Source organism: Corynebacterium jeddahense, from assembly GCF_028609865.1.
In the GTDB taxonomy this organism is placed as follows: Bacteria; Actinomycetota; Actinomycetes; order Mycobacteriales; family Mycobacteriaceae; genus Corynebacterium; species Corynebacterium jeddahense.
This window is the reverse complement of sequence record NZ_CP063194.1, coordinates 1,533,562-1,551,530: the sequence shown is the minus strand read 5'-3', so window position 1 is coordinate 1,551,530 and position 17,969 is coordinate 1,533,562. Positions and strand designations below refer to the sequence as shown.

Genomic DNA, 17,969 nt, shown 5'->3' with positions numbered 1-17,969 from the left:
AACGCCCGCGCCGCCCGGTGCGAAACCGGTGCGGGGCGAGCGCTGGTGAACGTCGTAACGCTGCTGCCTACTCCTCGTCGAGGTTCTTCGCAATGAGGGCGGCGATCTCCTCGACGGCCTCCGCGTTGTCTGAGGTGACGGTGACCTCGTCACCGTGCTCTGCGCCCATCGCCATGATCATGAGGGAGGAGGCGGCGTCGGTCTCGTCGTCATCGTCGCCGCCCACGAGGGTGAGCAGGATCTCGTCGTCGTACTCGCCGGCCGCGTCCGCGATGACGGTTGCCGGGCGGGCGTGCAGCCCGACAGTGGAGCCGACCTTGACAGTCTTGGAAGCCATAATCTGATGTCCTTTCGATCGTTTGCGGTTACGAGTGTACGGCCGCCTTGGGCGACGCCGCCACCTGCTTCAGCGCGATGACGGCCGCGGTGGAGACCACCACGCCGGCCGCGAGCGCGATGAGCATGCCCCACCACGGGTGGTAGGCGAAGATGACGAACACGCCGCCGTGCGGCGCCTGCGACTGCACGCCGAGGGCCATCGAGATCGCGCCGGCCGTCGCGCCGCCGGCCATCATCGCGGGGATGACGCGGAACGGGTCGGCCGCGGCAAACGGGATGGCGCCCTCGGAGACGAAGGAGAGGCCGAGCAGCCAGGCGGACTTGCCGTTCTCCCGCTCCGCGGGGGTGAACAGGTTGCTGCGCAGGAACGTGGCCAGGGACAGGGCGATCGGTGGCACCATGCCGGAGATCATCACCGCGGCCATGATCTCGTACGCGCCCTGCGTGCCCGCCGACAGGCCCGCGGTGCCGAAGAGGTAGGCCGCCTTATTCACCGGTCCGCCGAGGTCGAAGCACATCATGAGGCCGATGATGATGCCCAGCAGCACCGCGGAGGAGCCGGACATGGACTCGAGCCAGCTGGTCAGGCCCTCCATGATCGCGCCGAGCGGGCAGCCGAGCAGCAGGTACATGAGCACGCCGACGATGAGCGAGGTAAGCAGCGGGATGATCACCACCGGCATGAGCGAGCCGAGCCAGCGCGGCACCTTCCACGTCTGGATCCAGTAGGCGATCACGCCGGCGAGCAGGCCCGTGACCAGGCCGCCGATGAAGCCGGCGCCGACCATGACGGAAATCGCGCCGCCAACGAACCCGGGCGCGATGCCGGGGCGCCCGGCGAGGCCGTAGCCGATGTAGCCGGACAGCGCGGGCACGACGAAGCCCATCGCCATCTGCCCGGTGGCGAAGAGTACGGCGCCGAGGTAGAGCATCCACCCGGACCGGGAGAACGAGATCAGCTCGCCGTCGACCATGACGTCGTGGCCGGGCAGGTTAGCGGGCGAGTAGTCCGTCACCAGCGCCTGCCAGCCGTTGGCCATGTCGGCGCCACCGAAGAGGAACCCGAGCGCGAGCAGGAGGCCGCCGGCGGCCACGAAGGGCACCATGTAGGACAAGCCCGTCATCACGGCCTGCTATTCCGGTTACACCCGAATTATGTCCGATTGTGTCCGTTTAGGCAACGAGGTTCGCGGTGTGGTTTACCCCTCGTTGGCGAGCACAACCTCGACGCCGTGTTCCCGCAGTTCCTCCACGAACGCGGGCGGTGCATCCGCGTCCGTGACCACGACGTCGACGTCGCTGAGCGAGGCGAAGCTGACGAGGTAGTCGTTGCCGATCTTCGTGGAGTCGCACAACACCACCACGGTGCGCGCGTTGGTGACCATCGCGGTCTTCACGGCGGCCTCCTGGGCGTCCGCGGTAGACAGGCCGTGGTCGATGGTCAGCGCGTTCGTGCCGATGAAGGCCACGTCCGCGCGCAGCAGCGCGAGCGTGCGAAGGGCGGTGCTGCCCACGACGGCCTGGGTGACCGGACGCACGGTGCCGCCGAGCAGCTGCACGTCGTTGAGCCCCGCGGTACTGAGCTCGAGCGCCGTGGGCAACGAGTTCGTCACAATCGAGCACTCGTGGGCGAGCCCGTTTTTGGCGATGAGGTCAGCGAGGCTGCTGATGGTCGTGCCGGAATCGAGGAAGATGCCCCCGCCGTCGTGGTCCGGGAGGAACTGTAGCGCGGCACTGGCGATCGCGTTTTTCGCCTCCGAGGAGGCCTTCGCCCGCGCATCGAGGGGGAGCTCGGAGGTGAGGAACGACTGGTTTGCCACCGCGCCGCCGTGGACGCGGTGCACCACGCCCTCCTCATGCAGCGCCGCGAGGTCACGGCGGATGGTCTCCGCCGTGACCCCGAATCGATCTGCGAGGTCGGTGACGCTCACGCGGCCCTCAACTGCGGTGAGCGACGCGATCTGGCGCTTGCGTTCCTCGGCGTACATAGGCCTCCTCCAATTCCCCCCACTCCGGGCAAGCGGGAGCTGGCTATAGGGTACGGAACACCGAGATGACCCGCCCCATGATTTCGGCTTCGTCGCCCTTGATGGGGGCGAACGCCTCATTGTGGGGGAGGAGCCACACGCCGGACGAGTCCTTGTGGAACTCCTTGACGGTCGCCTCGCCGTCGATGAGCGCGGCGACGAACTCGCCCTCCTCCGCCACGGGCTGCGAGCGGATGACCACCCAGTCCCCGTCGAGGATGCCCGCGTCCTTCATCGATTCGCCGACCACGCTGAGCATGAACACGTCGCCGTCGCCGAGCAGCTCCTCCGGCAGGGGGTAGTACGTGTCCACGTTTTCCTCGGCGAGGATCGGCGCGCCGGCCGCGATCTGGCCGACCACGGGCACGTAGCGCGCCGTCGACGCGTCTTCCGGGGCTGCCTCCTGCGCCTTCTTCTTCGGCTTCGGCGAGGTGGTCTCCTGCAGGTGGCGCAGGTCCACCGCGCGCGGCTTGTTCGGGTCGCGCCGCAGGAAGCCCTTCTTCTCGAGCTCCTTGAGCTGGTACGCGACGGAGGAGGTGGACTGCAGACCGGTCGCGTCGCCGATCTCGCGGATGCTCGGCGGGTAGCCGCGGAGCACGACGGCGTCCTGGATGACTTGGAGAATGCGCCGCTGGCGGTCCGACAGCGTGCTCATGTCGAGGTTGGCGGGCTCCGACTTCTTTCGTGCCATGGGGGCTCCTTCTGTGGCGGGTGGGTGCGACTACGAACGTACCAGAGAGGGCAAGCATGTTCGAGGATTTGCACACTGTAGTGGACACGCATCGGCGCGCCTGCTATAAATCGAACATGTCATCGTATTCGAACATACTAACGGGAGCGTGTTCGAACGTGTCGCGGACGCAAGTACAGTGTGCCGCGGATAGAAAGGAGACCACCATGTCAGTCGTGATTAACCCAGCAAGTGCCGCCAAAAAGCCGACCCGAGTTCAGGCGCCCGTCGTGCCGCCGGCGGAAGTGTGGGATCTGGAATCTCCCGCACGGCGCCCGGCGTGCGCCCGCGCTGTTCGAACCATCGCCGTTGGCGATCGAACTTCTGAGCGCTCGGTAAAGCGGTCCGGCCGCAACGCGGAGGCGGCGGGAAGTTCGTTCGAAATGCGTCGCGAGAACCGGGAGAGTGTCCTGCTCGGCGCCGTGCTCACGGCGGCGCTCATTATCGGCTCGGCCGTCGGCGGCGCGTTCTCGAGCGGGGACGAGGTGCCGATGTCGAAGGTGGCCTATTCGGCGTCGGTGGGCGCCGAGCACTAACGCGCGGGGCCGTTAGGGCGGGCGGGGCCCGCGGGTAACATCGCAAGGCGTAGACGCACCGCCTCGATGCCGGGGCCCGATCCGGGGAGGAACCGCTTCCGTGTATTGCCCCTTCTGCCACAACGAGCACTCCCGCGTCGCCGACTCGCGCCTTGTCGAGGGCGGGTCCGCCATCCGCCGCCGGCGCGAGTGCACCGAATGCGGCGGCAGGTTTACCACGGTGGAGAAGGCTGTCCTGACCGTGGTGAAGCGTAACGGGGTGAGCGAGCCGTTCGACAGAGACAAGCTCATCGTCGGCGTCCGGCGCGCCTGCCAGGGCCGCGACGTGTCGGACGACGCGCTCAAGCGGCTCGCCCAGGAGGTTGAGGAGACCGTCCGCGCGCAGGGCAGCTCGCAGGTGCCCGCCCACGAGATCGGCCTCGCCGTCCTCGAGCCGCTGCGGGCGCTCGACGAGGTCGCATACCTGCGTTTCGCCTCCGTGTACAAGTCCTTCGAGAGCGCCGACGACTTCGAGTCGGAGATCCGCCTCATGCGCCGCCGCGACCGAGAAGACTTCTAGGGAAGATTTCCAGGGAGGATTTTCTAGGCGAGCGCGTCGATCTTCTTCTCGATGCGACGCTGGCTCACTGGTTTCGGCGTGCCCAGGCGCTGCGCGAACAGGCTCACACGTAATTCCTCGATCTGCCAGAGGATGTCCTTGTACGCCTTCGTCTTCTCCCGCCCCGCCGGGAGCCGCTGCATCTTCGCGGCGAGGTAGCGCTTCACCGAGTCGACAACGCTCTGCCGGTCGGCGTCGCGGTCCGGGTCGAGGCGCATGTCCTCGAGGCGGATGCGCATCGCGTCGATGTAGCGGGGCAGGTGCTGCAGGTGCCCGATGCCGTGGACGGTCACCGCGTGCTTCGGCAGGAAGAACGCGAGCTGGCCGCGCATGTCGTCGATGGCGGGGCCGTCCCACTGCTCCAGCTCGGCGGCGAGGTTGGCGTACTCCGCCAGGGCCGGGGCGAGTGTGACTACGACGCGGCGCACAGCGCCCGGCACCTCCGGCTTGATTTCGGCGGCGAGCGCCTCGAATTCCTCGGGCGAGCGCACCGGCCCGCCATGCGCGAACATAAGGTCGCGAATGACGGCGATGCGCGCGTCGTCGACGAGCCCGGCCGCGCCGCCGTGCGGGTAGCGGTCCACGGCCACCTTGTGGCGCAGCGGCAGCCCCTTCGTCATCTGCGCGGCGTTGACGGAGATCTCGCGCAACAGCAGCGTGAGCGTCGCCGTGACCATCGACGCCTCGGCGGCCGCCTTCGTCGGGTGGACGGTCACCTTCACCCCGTCCTTCGTCGCCTCGAGGGCGGGGTAGGCGTCGACGTCGTTACCGTCGATGGTGGTGGTGACGGTTTCCGGGACCGCGCCGAGCGTGTCGGCGGTCCACTTCTGCACGGCTTCGGACTCCGACGTCCGCCCCGCCTGGGAGACGGAGGACCGGATCTTGCCGGCCTGCCGGCGCTTGAGCGCGGCGAGGTCCTTGTCGTGGTCGACCACCTTGCCGCGGCGGTCGATCGCCGCGTACGTCACCCGGAGGTGGGCGGGCAGCGCATCTGGGTTGAAGTCGGAGCCGTTGATGCCGCGCCCGCCCAGGCTGCGCAGGGCGTCCGCGAGCGCGTCGGTGAACGGGGCGTTCTCGCCAGTGTCGCTCTCGGCGATGACCTCGAGGGCGCGCTCGGCGAAGTCGGGCGCCGGGACGACGGTCTTGCGCAGCGCCTTCGGCAGCGTCCGGATCATCTCGGCCGCGAGCTCGGGGCGCAGGCCGGGCACGAGCCAATCGAACCCGTCCTCGCGGAGGTTCGCCAGCAGGGGCACCGGCACCTCCACGGTCACGCCGTCGAACGGGTCGCCGGGCTCGAACTTGTAGCGCAGGGCGTAATCGATGGAACCCTGCCGCCGCACTTCGGGGAAGGCGGCGGCGCCGGCGTCCACGCCGTCGTCGTCAAGCAAACTGCTCGGGTCGAAGTCGAGGTAGTGCTTGTCCTTCGCCCGCTGCTTCTTCCACCACGAGTCGAAGTGGCGTGCGGTGGTCACGTCGGCGGGCAGGCGGGAGTCGTAGAACTCGAACAGCGTGTCTTCGTCGACGACGAGGCCGCGGCGGCGCACCTTCTCCTCCACGGAGGCGGCCTCGGCGAGGAGCGCCTCGTTGTGGTCGATGAACGTGTGGTGGCGGTTCCAATCGCCCTCGAGCAGCGCGTGGCGGATGAACATGGCGCGCGCCCCAGCGGGGTCGACGCGGTGATAGGGCACGAGCCGGTCGCGCACGATGGTCACGCCGTAGAGCATCGATTTCTGGTGCACCATCGCCGCGGAGCGCTTCCGGGACCACACCGGCTCGGAGTAGGAGTGCTTCATCAGCTCGCCCGCGGCCGCCTCGACCCACTCCGGCTCGATTTTGGCCACGTCGCGCGCGAACAGGCGCGAAGTCTCCACGAGCTCCGCGGCCATGACGAACTCCGGGGGCTTCTTGCTCAGCGACGACCCGGGGAAGATCACGAACCTCGTCCCGCGCGCGCCCTGGAACTCCTTCGAGTTCCCGTCGCGCGCGCCGATGTTGGAAAGCAGGCCGGTGAGCAGGGACTTGTGGATCGCGTTCGCGTCGCGCTCGCCGGCGACGTTCTCGGCGCGGGACCAGCCCAGCTGGCGCTCCACGTCGCGTAGCTGCCGCACGAGGTCGAACCACTCGCGGATGCGCATGTAGTGGAGGAACTCCCGCTTCATGCGCTTGCGGAAGGCGTTGCCCGTGAGCTCGTCGCGGGATTCGCCGATGTAGTCCCACAGCTTGAGCGCGGAGAGGAAGTCCGACTCCTTGTCTTTGAAGCGGGCGTGCGCCTGATCCGCCTGCGCCTGGAACTCCAGTGGGCGCTCGCGCACGTCCTGGATGGTCATGTTCGCGACGATGACGGTGACGTCATCGAGCACGCCGAGCCGGTTCGCCTCGACGAGCATGCGCGCCATCTTCGGGTCGACGGGGATGCGGGCGATGTCCCGGCCGATGCCGGTGAGCACGGGCGTGCCGTCGCGCTCCTTGTCGCCGATCGCGCCGAGCTCGTGGAGGATCTGCAGGCCGTCGCGCACGGACTTCGGATCCGGGGGCTGGATGAACGGGAACTCGGCGACGTCGCCGAGGCGCAGCGAGATCATTTGCAGGATCACGCTGGCCAAGTTGGTGCGCAGGATTTCCGGGTCGGTGAACGCGGGGCGGGCCTCGAAGTTCTCCTCCGAGTACAGGCGGATGGCGATGCCGTCTGCGGTGCGCCCGGAGCGGCCCGAACGCTGGTTGGCGGACGCCTGCGAGACCTCCTCGATGGGCAGGCGCTGCACCTTCGTGCGCGTGGAGTAGCGCGAGATGCGCGCCAAGCCTGTGTCCACCACGTAGTGGATGCCGGGCACCGTGAGCGACGTCTCGGCGATGTTGGTGGACAGCACGATGCGCCTGCCCGAGTGGGGGGCAAACACGCGGTGCTGCTCGGCATTGGAAAGCCGGCCGAACAGTGGCACGACCTCGACGCCGCGCCAGCGCTTCTTCTCAATCGCCTCCATGCAGTCGCGGATGTCGCGCTCGGAGGCGAAGAAGCAGAGGATGTCCCCGTCTCCCTCGCGCATAAGCTCGGCGCACGCGTCCACGACGCCGTCGATCATGTCGGTGTCGATCTCCTTGACCGACCCGTCCTTCGCCTGCACCTGCTCCACGAGCGGCCGGTAGCGAATCTCCACCGGGTACGTGCGCCCGGAGACCTCGATGATGGGCGCCGGGGTGCCGTCGGCGTCGGCGAAGTGCGCCGCGAACGCCTCCGGGTCGATCGTCGCGGAGGTGACAATGACCTTGAGGTCCGGCCGCTTCGGCAGCAGTCGCTTAAGGTAGCCGAGCAGAAAGTCGATGTTGAGGCTGCGCTCGTGTGCCTCGTCGATGATGATCGTGTCGTAGGCGTTGAGGAAGCGGTCGCGCTGCATCTCCGCGAGCAGGATGCCGTCCGTCATGAGCTTCACCGCGGTGGAGTCGGACACCCGGTCGTCGAAGCGGATGGCGTAGCCGACGGATTCGCCGATGTCCTGGCCCAACTCGTCGGCGATGCGCTCGGCCACCGTGCGCGCGGCGAGTCTGCGCGGCTGCGTGTGGCCGATGACCCCGCGCCGACCCCGCCCGAGCTCGAGGAGCATCTTCGGGATCTGGGTGGTCTTGCCCGAACCCGTCTCGCCCGCGATGATGACTACCTGGTTGTCGCGGATGAGCTCCATGATGTCATCGCGCCGAGCGGACACTGGGAGGTTCTCGGGGTACTCGATGGCGGGGATGAGGGCGTCTCGCTTGGCGACGACGTCCCGCGCCGCCTCAACATCCGCAGCGATCGCGGCGAGGGCCTCCGGGCTCGAGGCGTTTTTCAGCCGGCGCCGGAACCGGCGGACGTCGGCGAGCGGGACGCCGTCGAGCGCCTCGTACAGCTGCGGTTTGCTTTGATGTGCGGACTCGTTCATTCCTGCGTTACTACCTGCGTTCATCTAGAAGCGGCATTCTACCGCGGCAGCAGCGCCGCCCCCGATTCCGCGGCGTCGCGGTAGGCCTCGGCGACGAGTTCGCCGAGCTGCTCGTACTCGGAGCGCCGGCGCGAGGACGCCCGCATGACGAGGCCGACGGTGCGCTTCGCGTCCACGCCGTCCGCGAACGTCGCCACCGCGAGGCCCGGGCGGGCGCATTCCGCCGCCACCGCGGACAGCGGCACGAGCGTCGTCCCGAGGCCGGCCACGACGAGCTGCACGATGGTGGTCAGCGACGCCGCGCGGGTGACCGACTGCGCGCCGGGGGTGCGGCGCACCTCGGCCAGGGTGCACAGTTCGACGATCTGGTCGCGCAGGCAGTGCCCGTCGTCAAGCAAGAGCAACTCCATCTCGCGCAGCGCCTCGAGCGGCAACGCGCTCGCACCGGCGAGGGGGTGCTCGGCCGGCACGACGGCGACGAACTCCTCGTCGTAAAGGGGCAGCTCCGTCACGCCGGTCGCGAGCGTCGGGGTGGCCATGATGGCGAGGTCGAGCGTCCCGTCGCGCAGCTGCTGCAGGAGGTGCTCCGTCTGGTTCTCCACGATGCGGGGCTCGAGCTGCGGGTACGCGTCGTGCAGCCGGGTGAGCAGCGCGGGTAAGAGGTACGGCGCGACCGTGGGGATGACGCCGATGGTGAGCGGGCCGGAGAGGGCGTCGCCCGTGCCGCGGGCGTGGGCGGAAAACGCGTCGGCGGCCTCGAGCGTCGCCTTGGCGTAGGGGAGGAGCTCCTCGCCGGCGGGGGTGACAATGACTCGGCGCGTGGAGCGCTCGATGAGCTGGATGCCCAAGCCCGTCTCCAGTGCGGCGAGCGCCTGGGAGGCCGACGGCTGCGAGATCCCCAGCATGTTCGCCGCCGAAACGAAGTGCTTCTGCTCCGCGACGGTGACGAAGGTCCGCAGTTGCGCGAGTGTCGGTTTATACTCTCGATTGCCCATACCTATGAGTTTACATGGTTCCATAGGTTTTTCGTTGAAACGTTCCGGATTCTGTGCCATACTGGAACTCGTCCGATGAAAACACGTCTGACCAGTTTCTTTGGAGGATAACTATGCCGATCATGACCGTTGGGGAGCGCTTCCCGGAGTTCGACCTCGTCGCCCTGAAGGGCGGCAACCTCAAGGAAGCGAACGCCGCTTCCCCGGACGACTACTTCGAGCGCGTCTCCCTGGACAAGTACGAAGGCAAGTGGAAGATCGTCTTCTTCTACCCGAAGGACTTCACGTTCGTCTGCCCGACTGAGATCGCCGCGTTCGGCAAGCTCAACGAGGAGTTCGAGGACCGCGACACGCAGGTGCTCGGCGGCTCCACCGACAACGAGTACTCCCACTTCAACTGGCGCGCGACGCACGAGGACCTGCTGAACATCCCGTTCCCGATGTTCGCTGACGTGCGCCACGACCTCATCCGCGCCCTCGGCGTGGAAAACGCGGACGGCGTGTGCGACCGCGCGACGTTCATCATCGACCCGGACGGCATCATCCAGTTCGTCTCCGTCACCCCGGACGCCGTCGGCCGCAACGTCGACGAGGTGCTGCGCGTGCTCGACGCGCTGCAGTCCGAGGAGGTCTGCGCCTGCGACTGGCAGAAGAACGACCCGACGAAGAACATCGACAAGATGGCCGTGGTCCAGGAGTCCCTGAAGTAAGCACCCACCCCAACCCGTTCGACGAAGGAGATCGAGATGTCGATTGACAACCTGCGCGAGGCCCTGCCGGAGTACGCGAAGGACCAGAAGCTCAACCTCGGCTCGCTGACGCGCTCCACCGAGCTCAGCGAGCAGCAGCTCTGGGGAACCCTGCTCGCCTCCGCGGCGGCGACGCGCAACGCGAAGGTCATCGCCGAGATCGCGGAGGACGCGAAGACGCACCTCTCCGAGGAGGCGGTCGAGGCGGCGTACGGCGCGGCGACCGTCATGGCGATGAACAACGTCGCCTACCGCGCCAAGGGCTGGCTCGGCGACGACTACGCCAACGTCAAGTTCGGCTTGCGCATGAACATCATCTCCAAGCCGGGCGTGGAAAAGGCCGACTTCGAGCTGTGGTCGCTCGCCGTGTCCACCATCAACGGTTGCGAGCACTGCGCCGTCGCCCACGCGAACACCGTCCGCGAGGAGGGCGTGACCAAGGAGCAGGTCTGGGAGGCCGTCAAGGTCGCCGGCGTCGTCCAGGCCGTGGCCCAGGCCATCGCCATCGAGGACGCGCGCTAAGCGTATCGACGAGTAAACCTCCGGCAGGACACCGTTCCTGCCGGAGGTTTCGTCGTGAAGCGAGACGCCCTAAAGCGGGCTGAGCACGCGGCTGGTCAGCGAGAACAGATCCTTCGGGTCGTCCGGCTCGGCGACGAGGTCGATGAAGGTCTGGAAGTCCGTGCCCGCCGTCGAATCGCGCAGGTAGCGCAGCGCGGAGAAGTCCTCGATGGCGAAGCCGACCGAGTCGAACAGCGTGATCTCCTCGTCGCTCGTGCGGCCCTCGCGCTGCCCGGCGATGACCTTCCAAAGCTCGACGACCTCGAAGTCCTCGGGCTTGTTCTGGATCTCGCCCTCGATGCGCGTCTGCGGCGGGAACTCGACGAAGACGGTCGCGTCATCGAGGATTCGCGGGTCGAGCTCGGTCTTGCCGGGGCAGTCGCCGCCGACACCGTTGATGTGCACGCCCGGGCGGACCAGCGAGTAATCCAGGATCGTGTTCTGCGCCTTATCGGCCGTGCAGGTGGTGATGATGTCGGCGCCCTCGACCGCGTCGTCGACGCTGTCAGCGAGGTAGACCTCGATGCCGAGCGGCTCGATGTTGCGGCGGAACTTCTCCATAGCGTTCGGGTCAATGTCGAAGATGCGCACGCGCTCGATGCCGAGTGCCGCGCGGAAGCCGAGCGCCTGGAACTCCGACTGCGAACCCGCGCCGATCATCGCCATAACCTGCGCATCCTTGCGGGCGAGGACCTTCGCCGCCATCGCGGACGTGGCGGCGGTGCGCAGCGCGGTGAGCAGCGTCATCTCCGCCTCGAAGGTGGGGTAGCCGTTGTCCACGTCGGCGAGGACGCCGAAGGCCGTCACGGTCTGAAAGCCGCGCGCCGGGTTGGAGGGGTGGCCGTTGACGTACTTGAAGCCATACTCGATGGAGTCCGAGGTCGGCATGAGTTCGATGACGCCGATCGGGGTGTGGCTGGCCACGCGGGGGATCTTGTCGAACTTCTCCCAGCGGGCGAAGTCCTCCTCGATGTAGCCGAGGATGCCGGCGATGAGCTTTTCCACGCCGTGGTGGTCGATCCAGCGGCACATGTTGGTGACGTCGACGAGTTGGGTCATGGGAAGTTACGTCCTTTCGTAGAGGGTACGGGTTAGTGCTTGGGTAGCGGGGGATCGATGTCGGGGGCCCTGTCACCCGTGATCTTCTCGTAGTTCACGTGGGAGCGGGAGATGAACTCGACGCGGTCGCGGACCTTGAACCACCCGAACGCGAGCGCGGGCCACATGAGCAGCGACACGACGAGCGTCCACGTGCCTACGGGGTAGTCGAAGGCCATGAGCACGACGACGAGCACGAGGAAGAGTAGCGAGATGATGTCGGTGGCCGGTGAGAACGGCGCCCGGTACGACGGCCGGGTGTACTTGCCCTCTTTCGCCAGCCGCACGAAGCGCATGTGCGACAGCGAGATCGCCGCCCAGGACGCCATGGTGCCCAGCGCCGAGATGTTGAGCACGACCTCGAAGGCCGCCTCCGGCACGAGGTAGTTGAGCACGACGCCGAACAGGGCGACGCCGGTGGTGAGCAGGATGCCGCCGTACGGCACGCCGCCCTTGGTCACCCGGCCGGCCCACTGCGGGGCCGAGCCGGCCTTAGACAGCGAGTACATGATGCGGCCGGTGGAGTACAGGCCCGCGTTGAGCGACGACAGCGCGGCGGTGATGACCACCAGCTGCGTGATCGGGCCGGCGGCCGGGACGCCGATTGAGTCGAAGAAGGTGACAAACGGCGACTCGTCCCCGGAGTAGTCGGTGTACGGCATGAGCAGGCACAGCAGCAGGACCGAGCCGAAGTAGAACAGCAACAGGCGGAACACGACGGCGTTGATGGCGCGCGGGATGTCGCGGCGCGGGTCCTCCGCCTCGCCCGACGTCGTGCCCAACAGCTCGATGCCGGCGAAGGCGAACACGACGCCCTGGATGACGATGAGGGCGGGTAGCACGCCGTTGGGGAACCAGCCGCCGTAGTCGGATATGAGCGACAGACCGGTGGGCTCCCCGTTGGGCTTGCCGAAGATCACCATGAAGATGCCGACGGCCAGGAAGGTGAGCAGGAACGCGACCTTGATCAGCGAGAACCAGAACTCCATCTCGCCGAAGAACTTCACCGAAATGAGGTTCATCGCGGTCACCAGCACGATGACGGAGAGGGCGACCACCCACTGCGGGATGTCGTCGATCCAGGCGTAGTACTGGGCGAACCAGCGGATGTAGATCGCGAGCGCCGTGGCGTCCGCGACGGCGGTGGCCGCCCAGTTGAACCAGTACAGCCAGCCGGACACGTAGGCGGCTTTCTCGCCGTAGAACTCGCGGGTGTACGAGACGAATGACCCGGACGTCGGGCGGTGGACGATGAGCTCGCCGAGGCTGCGCAGGATGAGGTAGCCGATGAACCCGCACAGCAGGTACATCAGCGCCAGCGACGGGCCGGCCGATTCCAGGCGCGAGCCGGCGCCGAGGAAGAGGCCGGTGCCGATCGCGGACCCGATCGCGATCATGTTGATCTGCCGGGTGGACAGGCCCTTCTGGAGCCCCTCGTCCTCGTCCGGGAGGACGCCCGCTTTCGGGCGGGACGAGGGCGTGGGCGGCGTGGGCTTGGAGGTAGTCATTGCGGACCCCCTGGGGTAGGTGGATAGGGGAAGGGGAGGCTAGTCCCGGATGCCGGCCGGGTCTTGGATGACGCCGAAGCGGTGGAGGGTGGCGGAGACAGACTGCTCGAGCAGGTACGGCAGGAGCTCCCTGCGGCCGTCGATAAGCGCCGGCCCGTCGAACACCGCGGTCGAGATGTCGCCGTAGAGCTCCTCGGGGGCGTCACCAATGACGCGCACGCGCGGCGGGTTGCCCTCGACGGTGTGCGCGTCGACGGTGACGCCCGCGGCCTCGAGGTCCGGCGCGAGCGTTGCCGGCGTGACGACGCGTACCGCGGTGCCCGTGATGGCGGTGGCGATGAGCTGGCGGTAGACGTCACGCAGCGCGTAGTGCTCGCCGACGTAGATCACGACCGGCTCGAGCGTGTTGCGGTAGCGGAAGATGTTCGCCTCCGAACGCAGGCCGGAGAAGTCGTGGCCGTGGCCAAACTCGCGGTCCCAGGCGCGCTGGTCGTACTCGGCGGCGCGGGAGAGCCAGCCGTAATCCTCGGTGCTCACCTGCGGGCGGAACTCCTCGAGCAGGCCCTGCACCTTCGCGGAGAGGCTCACGCCCGGCGACGGCGCGAGGGTGTCGCTGTCGCGCCACGTGCCCATCTGCGCCACGTAGTTCGGCCCGCCCGCCTTCGCGCCGGGGCCCACCGAGGACTTCTTCCAGCCGCCGAACGGCTGGCGCTGCACGATGGCGCCGGTGATGCCGCGGTTGACGTAGACGTTGCCGGCTTCGACGCGGTCGAGCCAGTGGTTGATCTCGTCGCCGTCGAGGGTGTGGATGCCCGCGGTGAGGCCGTACCCGGTGGAGTTCTGCCACTCGATGGCCTCGTCGAGGTCTTTCGCGTGCATGATGCCCAGGACGGGGCCGAAGCACTCGTTCTGGTGGTACCAGGAGCCGGGCTTGACGTCGTCGCGGATGCCGGGGGACCAGAACTTGCCCTCCTCGTCGAGCTGCTTCGGCTCGAGCAACCAGGTCTCGCCGGGCTCGAGACGGGTCAGGCCGCGCTCGAGCTTCTCGCCGGGGGCCTCGATGAGCCCGTTCATCGTCGTCGACAGGTCGGTGCCCGGGCCGACGACGAGGGTGGAGGCGGCGTCGAGCAGCTGGTTCTTCAGCCGGTCGGATTCTCCGGCGGAGCCGACGAGGATGGCCAGGGATGCCGCCGAGCATTTCTGCCCGGAGTGGCCGAACGCGGAGAGGTAGAGGTCGTTGACCGCGAGATCCGGGTCCGCGGACGGGGTGATGATGATCGCGTTCTTACCGGAGGTCTCGGCCATCACGTTGAGCTTCGGGTTCCAGGACTTGAACAGCTGTGCGGTGTCAGAGGCGCCGGTGAGGATGATGGCGTCGACGGCGTCGTCGGTCAGCAGCGCCTTGCCCGCCTCGCCCTCGTCGGCGCGGACGTACTGCACGGTGTCCGGGTCGATGCCCTTCGCCTCGAAGACGGTGTGGATGCAGTCCGCGATGAGCTTGGCGCACTGCGTCACCTGCGGCGCGGGCTTGAGGATGACGGCGGAGCCGGCGGCGAGCGAGGCCATGACGCCGCCGGTGGGGATGGCGACGGGGAAGTTCCACGGCGGGACGACGACGGTGAGCTTGTTCGGCTCGAACTCGCCCGCGATGTCGTCGAGGTGGCGCGCGCTGTCGGCGTAGAAGTCGCAGAAGTCGATCGCCTCGGAGATCTCCGGGTCGGTCTGGTCGACGGTCTTGCCGGCCTCGTGGGCGGCGATGGCGATGAAGTCGCCGCGGCGACGCGCGATCTCGTCGCCGATGGCCTCGAGCACCTCGGCGCGCTCGTCGGAGGAACGCGCGCCCCAGGCCCGCTGCGCCTCGAGCGCGCGGGCGATGTGGTCGCGGATGGCGGACGGGTCGGTGATCTCCTCGCCGGTGTCCACCGCCGGCGGGTTGTTGAGGTGCTCGACGGCCCACGCGCGGTTCGCCTCGAGCGCCGGGTCGGTGTCCGGCTCGTTGAGGAAGCGGCCGGTGGCGGCCGAGTCGGCCGCCACGTGGCGCCCCTGCTCGTCGTTACGGTTCTGCGTGCGGTTCGGCCCGTTGTGCACGTCCCAGCGGTTGTCCACCGCCCAGCGGAAGACCTTTTCCTGCTCCTTGATCGGGTCGTGGTCCGCCGTCTTCGGCGCGAAGAGTGCGGGGAGGAAGTTCTGCGGGGCCGCCGTTTCCTCAAGGCGGCGCACAAGGTAGCTCACGGCGACGTCGAAGTCGTCGCGCTTGACCACCGGGGTGTAGAGGATCTGGCGTCCGTAGACGTCGCGGACGATCTCCTGCTGCGCGGGTGACATGCCCTGCAGCATCTCCGAATCCACCATGCTGGTCACGCCGCGGCGCTGCGCGAGCTCGTAGGCGAGCGCGGAGGTGAACAGGTTGTGCGAAGCGACACCGATGGACAGCGCGTCCGCGTACTCCGGGCGGAGGATGAAGTCGAGCAGGCGGTAGTAGTTCGCGTCGACCTCGTCCTTGGTCAGGTACGGGGCCTGCGGCCAGCCCTTCACCTCGGCGTGATGGCGCTCCATGGAGAGGTTCGCGCCCTTGACTAGGCGGATCTTGATCTTCGAGCCTCCCTCGGCCACGCGCCGCTGCGCGAACTCGGCGAGGTACTCCAGCGCGCCGAGCGTGTCCGGCAGGTACGCCTGGAGCACGATGCCGCCCTCGTAATCTTTGAACTCGTCCTCGCTGAGCAGCTGGGTGAACACGTCGATGGTGAGGTGGAGGTCGTGGTACTCCTCCATGTCCATGTTGATAAACACCCGCGGGTCGCGGTCGCGCGCCGCGCGGTAAAGCGGCCGGATGCGGTTCTTCACCTGGCGCACGCACTCGTCGTAGTCCCAGTGGTTGAGCTGGGAGACCATCGAGGACGCCTTCACCGAGACGTAGGTGACGCGCGGGTTCTTGATGAGGGCGAGGGTGCGCTCCGCGCGGTCGGTCGCCTCCTCCTCGCCGAGGACGGCCTCGCCAAGGAGGTTGAGGTTGAGCTGCTCGCCGCGCTGCTTCGCGTTGTCGAGGAGCTTGTTCACCGCGTCGGACTCGGCGTCGAGCACGAGGTGGCCGACGAGCTGGCGCAGCCGGGCACGCGCGGCGGGCACGACCACGTTGGGCAGGAACGGTCCGACGAAGGCGCCCACGCCGACGAGCAATGCGTTGATCTGGCCCAAGAACCGCGCGTCCACGCCGCGTGTGATGGAGCGCAGCGCGTTCGCGGCCACCCGGTTGCTCTCCGGGCGCATGACGCGGTCGACGAAGTCCATGGTGAAGCGCACGCCGTTGTCGTCTCGGAGCATTTCGGCGAGCTGCTGGGTGGAGGCGTCGTTGGCGTCCGCCTCCGCTGTCTCGTCCATCCAGTGGTAGGCGCGCGCGACGGCGGCCTCGACGACGGCGTCGAGATCGGCGCTGTTCGGCGGCGGGGTCTGGCTGGTGCTGAGCTGTGGCATCTGTGTTCCTTATCACTCAAGAGTCATGAATGTGACAACGCATAACTTAGGCCAGGAGTGGGAGCTTCATGACAACCGCCCCGGTGTTTTTCCGCCGTGACGCAAAACCCCCGCTCACACCGTGGTTCGAGCGGGGGTGGCGGGGGAGGAGGTGGGGCCTAGAGGCCGCCGAACGGCCCGCGCAGTGGGTCGAACGGCTTGATCGTCTCGTCGACCTCGCCGGTGGCGATCTGCTTGGCCAGCATCTTGCCGGACAGCGGGCCGAGGATGATGCCCCACATGCCGTGGCCGCCGTTCGTGTACACGTTGGGCACCTTCGTCGCGCCGACGAGCGGCAGCCCGTCCGGGGTGACTGGGCGCGAGCCGACCCACTCGTCCTGGCGGTCCTCCCAGTCGATGCCGCGGAAGAACGGCTTCGTCGTGTGGATGATCGAGTCGATGCGGCCGGGCTGGAACGGCTCGTCCGGCCCGCGGAACTCCATGGTGCCGGCGACGCGGAAGCGGCCCTGGTACGGGGTGCAGGCGATCTTCGGATCCGGTAGGTAGACGGGGCAGGTCGCCGGCTCTGCCGTCTCCACGGAGAACGAGTAGCCGCGGCCGGCCTGCACGAGGGTGGTCACGCCGAGGTCCTTCGCCAGCTTGGGTAGCCAGGCGCCGGTGGCGATGACGACGTTGTCCGCGGCGAGCCACTCGCCGGTGGCCAGTTTCACGGCGGGCTTGCGGGTGGAACGCACCTCGACCACCTCGACGCCGGTGGTGATCGTGCCCCCGCGCTCGACGATCGAGCCCGCGATCGCCTGGCAGTACGGGCCAGGCTCGATGAAGCGCTGTCCGCCCATGCGGTACGTCGCGCCGACCTTGTCGGTGAGCATCGGGGCGTCGGTGCGTGCGTCGTCAAGCGTGATCTGCTCGAAAGGGATGTCCTGGCCGTGGCGCTGCGCGCCCTCGACTTCCTTGAGGAAGCCGGCGGCGTGGTCCTCATCCTCGAAGCCGATGATGAAGGGGCCCTCGTTCGTGTGCGCCTGGACGCCGCCGGCCTCGAGCTCGTCGAATGCGGCGAGCGCCGCGAGGTCGGCCTTGGTCAGCCCGGCCATCGTCTTGTCCCAGGCGCGGCCCGTCGCGTGCGCCATGAAGTTCGCGCAGAAGCGCCACAGCTTCGGGTCGATGCGCACCGGCACGTCGAGCGCGGCGTGCTTGTCAAAGAGCGCGGTGGGCCCGTACGCCCAGAGGCTCGAGTTCGACAGCGGGATGGTCTTGCCCGGTGCGAGCCAGCCCGCGTTGCCCCAGGAGGAGCCCGCGGCGACGCCGATGCGGTCGATCACCTCCACGTCGTGGCCGTATTCCTGCAGGTGCCACGCGGTGGCCAGGCCGGTCATGCCGGCGCCGACGACGAGTGTGCGGGTCATGTGTGGTCCTCCTCACTTCGGGGAATCGTTGTGCTTG

General features: G+C 68.0%; 13 protein-coding genes and 1 pseudogene. 4 read left to right on the top strand and 10 right to left on the bottom strand.

The window, feature by feature from the left end:
* Window positions 1-67: 67 nt before the first annotated feature.
* The 4 genes and pseudogenes from CJEDD_RS07575 to lexA form a co-directional block, all read right to left on the bottom strand.
* The gene (locus CJEDD_RS07575) at window positions 68-337 is read right to left on the bottom strand and encodes an HPr family phosphocarrier protein (RefSeq protein WP_042408216.1); all 270 of its coding nucleotides are present in this window, start codon (window positions 335-337) and stop codon (window positions 68-70) included.
* A gap of 28 nt (window positions 338-365) precedes the next feature.
* Window positions 366-1,472: pseudogene (locus CJEDD_RS07570) on the bottom strand (PTS fructose transporter subunit IIC); the annotation flags it as partial.
* A 66-nt stretch (window positions 1,473-1,538) separates the two neighbouring features.
* Window positions 1,539-2,327: a DeoR/GlpR family DNA-binding transcription regulator gene (locus CJEDD_RS07565; protein WP_042408220.1), complete on the bottom strand. Its 789-nt coding sequence runs from the start codon at window positions 2,325-2,327 to the stop codon at window positions 1,539-1,541.
* A 43-nt stretch (window positions 2,328-2,370) separates the two neighbouring features.
* The gene (gene lexA, locus CJEDD_RS07560) at window positions 2,371-3,057 is read right to left on the bottom strand and encodes a transcriptional repressor LexA (protein WP_042408223.1); all 687 of its coding nucleotides are present in this window, start codon (window positions 3,055-3,057) and stop codon (window positions 2,371-2,373) included.
* Window positions 3,058-3,263: 206 nt separating this feature from the next.
* Between lexA and CJEDD_RS07555 the strand changes: the two genes are divergently transcribed.
* The gene (locus CJEDD_RS07555; RefSeq protein WP_157034499.1) at window positions 3,264-3,632 is read left to right on the top strand and encodes a hypothetical protein; all 369 of its coding nucleotides are present in this window, start codon (window positions 3,264-3,266) and stop codon (window positions 3,630-3,632) included.
* A 100-nt stretch (window positions 3,633-3,732) separates the two neighbouring features.
* Entirely contained in the window at window positions 3,733-4,191 is a 459-nt protein-coding gene (gene nrdR / locus CJEDD_RS07550) for a transcriptional regulator NrdR (RefSeq protein WP_042408226.1), read from the top strand.
* Between the two features lie 23 nt (window positions 4,192-4,214).
* Here nrdR and hrpA read toward each other — a convergent pair whose 3' ends face one another.
* Window positions 4,215-8,144 carry an ATP-dependent RNA helicase HrpA gene (gene hrpA, locus CJEDD_RS07545; protein ID WP_273657462.1) on the bottom strand — a complete coding sequence of 1,310 codons (3,930 nt, stop codon included), beginning with the start codon at window positions 8,142-8,144 and terminating at the stop codon, window positions 4,215-4,217.
* Between the two features lie 38 nt (window positions 8,145-8,182).
* On the bottom strand, window positions 8,183-9,139 hold the full coding sequence (locus CJEDD_RS07540) for a hydrogen peroxide-inducible genes activator (protein WP_042408695.1): 957 nt from the start codon (window positions 9,137-9,139) through the stop codon (window positions 8,183-8,185).
* Between the two features lie 113 nt (window positions 9,140-9,252).
* Between CJEDD_RS07540 and CJEDD_RS07535 the strand changes: the two genes are divergently transcribed.
* On the top strand, window positions 9,253-9,849 hold the full coding sequence (locus CJEDD_RS07535) for a peroxiredoxin (RefSeq protein ID WP_042408698.1): 597 nt from the start codon (window positions 9,253-9,255) through the stop codon (window positions 9,847-9,849).
* Between the two features lie 36 nt (window positions 9,850-9,885).
* A complete protein-coding gene (gene ahpD, locus CJEDD_RS07530; protein WP_042408703.1) occupies window positions 9,886-10,410 on the top strand; it encodes an alkylhydroperoxidase, AhpD family in 525 nt (174 codons plus the stop codon).
* A 69-nt stretch (window positions 10,411-10,479) separates the two neighbouring features.
* Here the strand turns inward: ahpD and CJEDD_RS07525 are convergent, their stop codons facing one another.
* From CJEDD_RS07525 to CJEDD_RS07510, 4 genes are all read right to left on the bottom strand, one after another.
* The gene (locus CJEDD_RS07525) at window positions 10,480-11,508 is read right to left on the bottom strand and encodes an ornithine cyclodeaminase (protein WP_042408704.1); all 1,029 of its coding nucleotides are present in this window, start codon (window positions 11,506-11,508) and stop codon (window positions 10,480-10,482) included.
* A 32-nt stretch (window positions 11,509-11,540) separates the two neighbouring features.
* Window positions 11,541-13,055: an amino acid permease gene (locus CJEDD_RS07520; protein WP_081764570.1), complete on the bottom strand. Its 1,515-nt coding sequence runs from the start codon at window positions 13,053-13,055 to the stop codon at window positions 11,541-11,543.
* Between the two features lie 39 nt (window positions 13,056-13,094).
* The gene (locus CJEDD_RS07515; protein WP_042408707.1) at window positions 13,095-16,526 is read right to left on the bottom strand and encodes a proline dehydrogenase family protein; all 3,432 of its coding nucleotides are present in this window, start codon (window positions 16,524-16,526) and stop codon (window positions 13,095-13,097) included.
* Between the two features lie 158 nt (window positions 16,527-16,684).
* A complete protein-coding gene (locus CJEDD_RS07510; protein WP_042408525.1) occupies window positions 16,685-17,932 on the bottom strand; it encodes an NAD(P)/FAD-dependent oxidoreductase in 1,248 nt (415 codons plus the stop codon).
* Window positions 17,933-17,969: the final 37 nt, after the last annotated feature.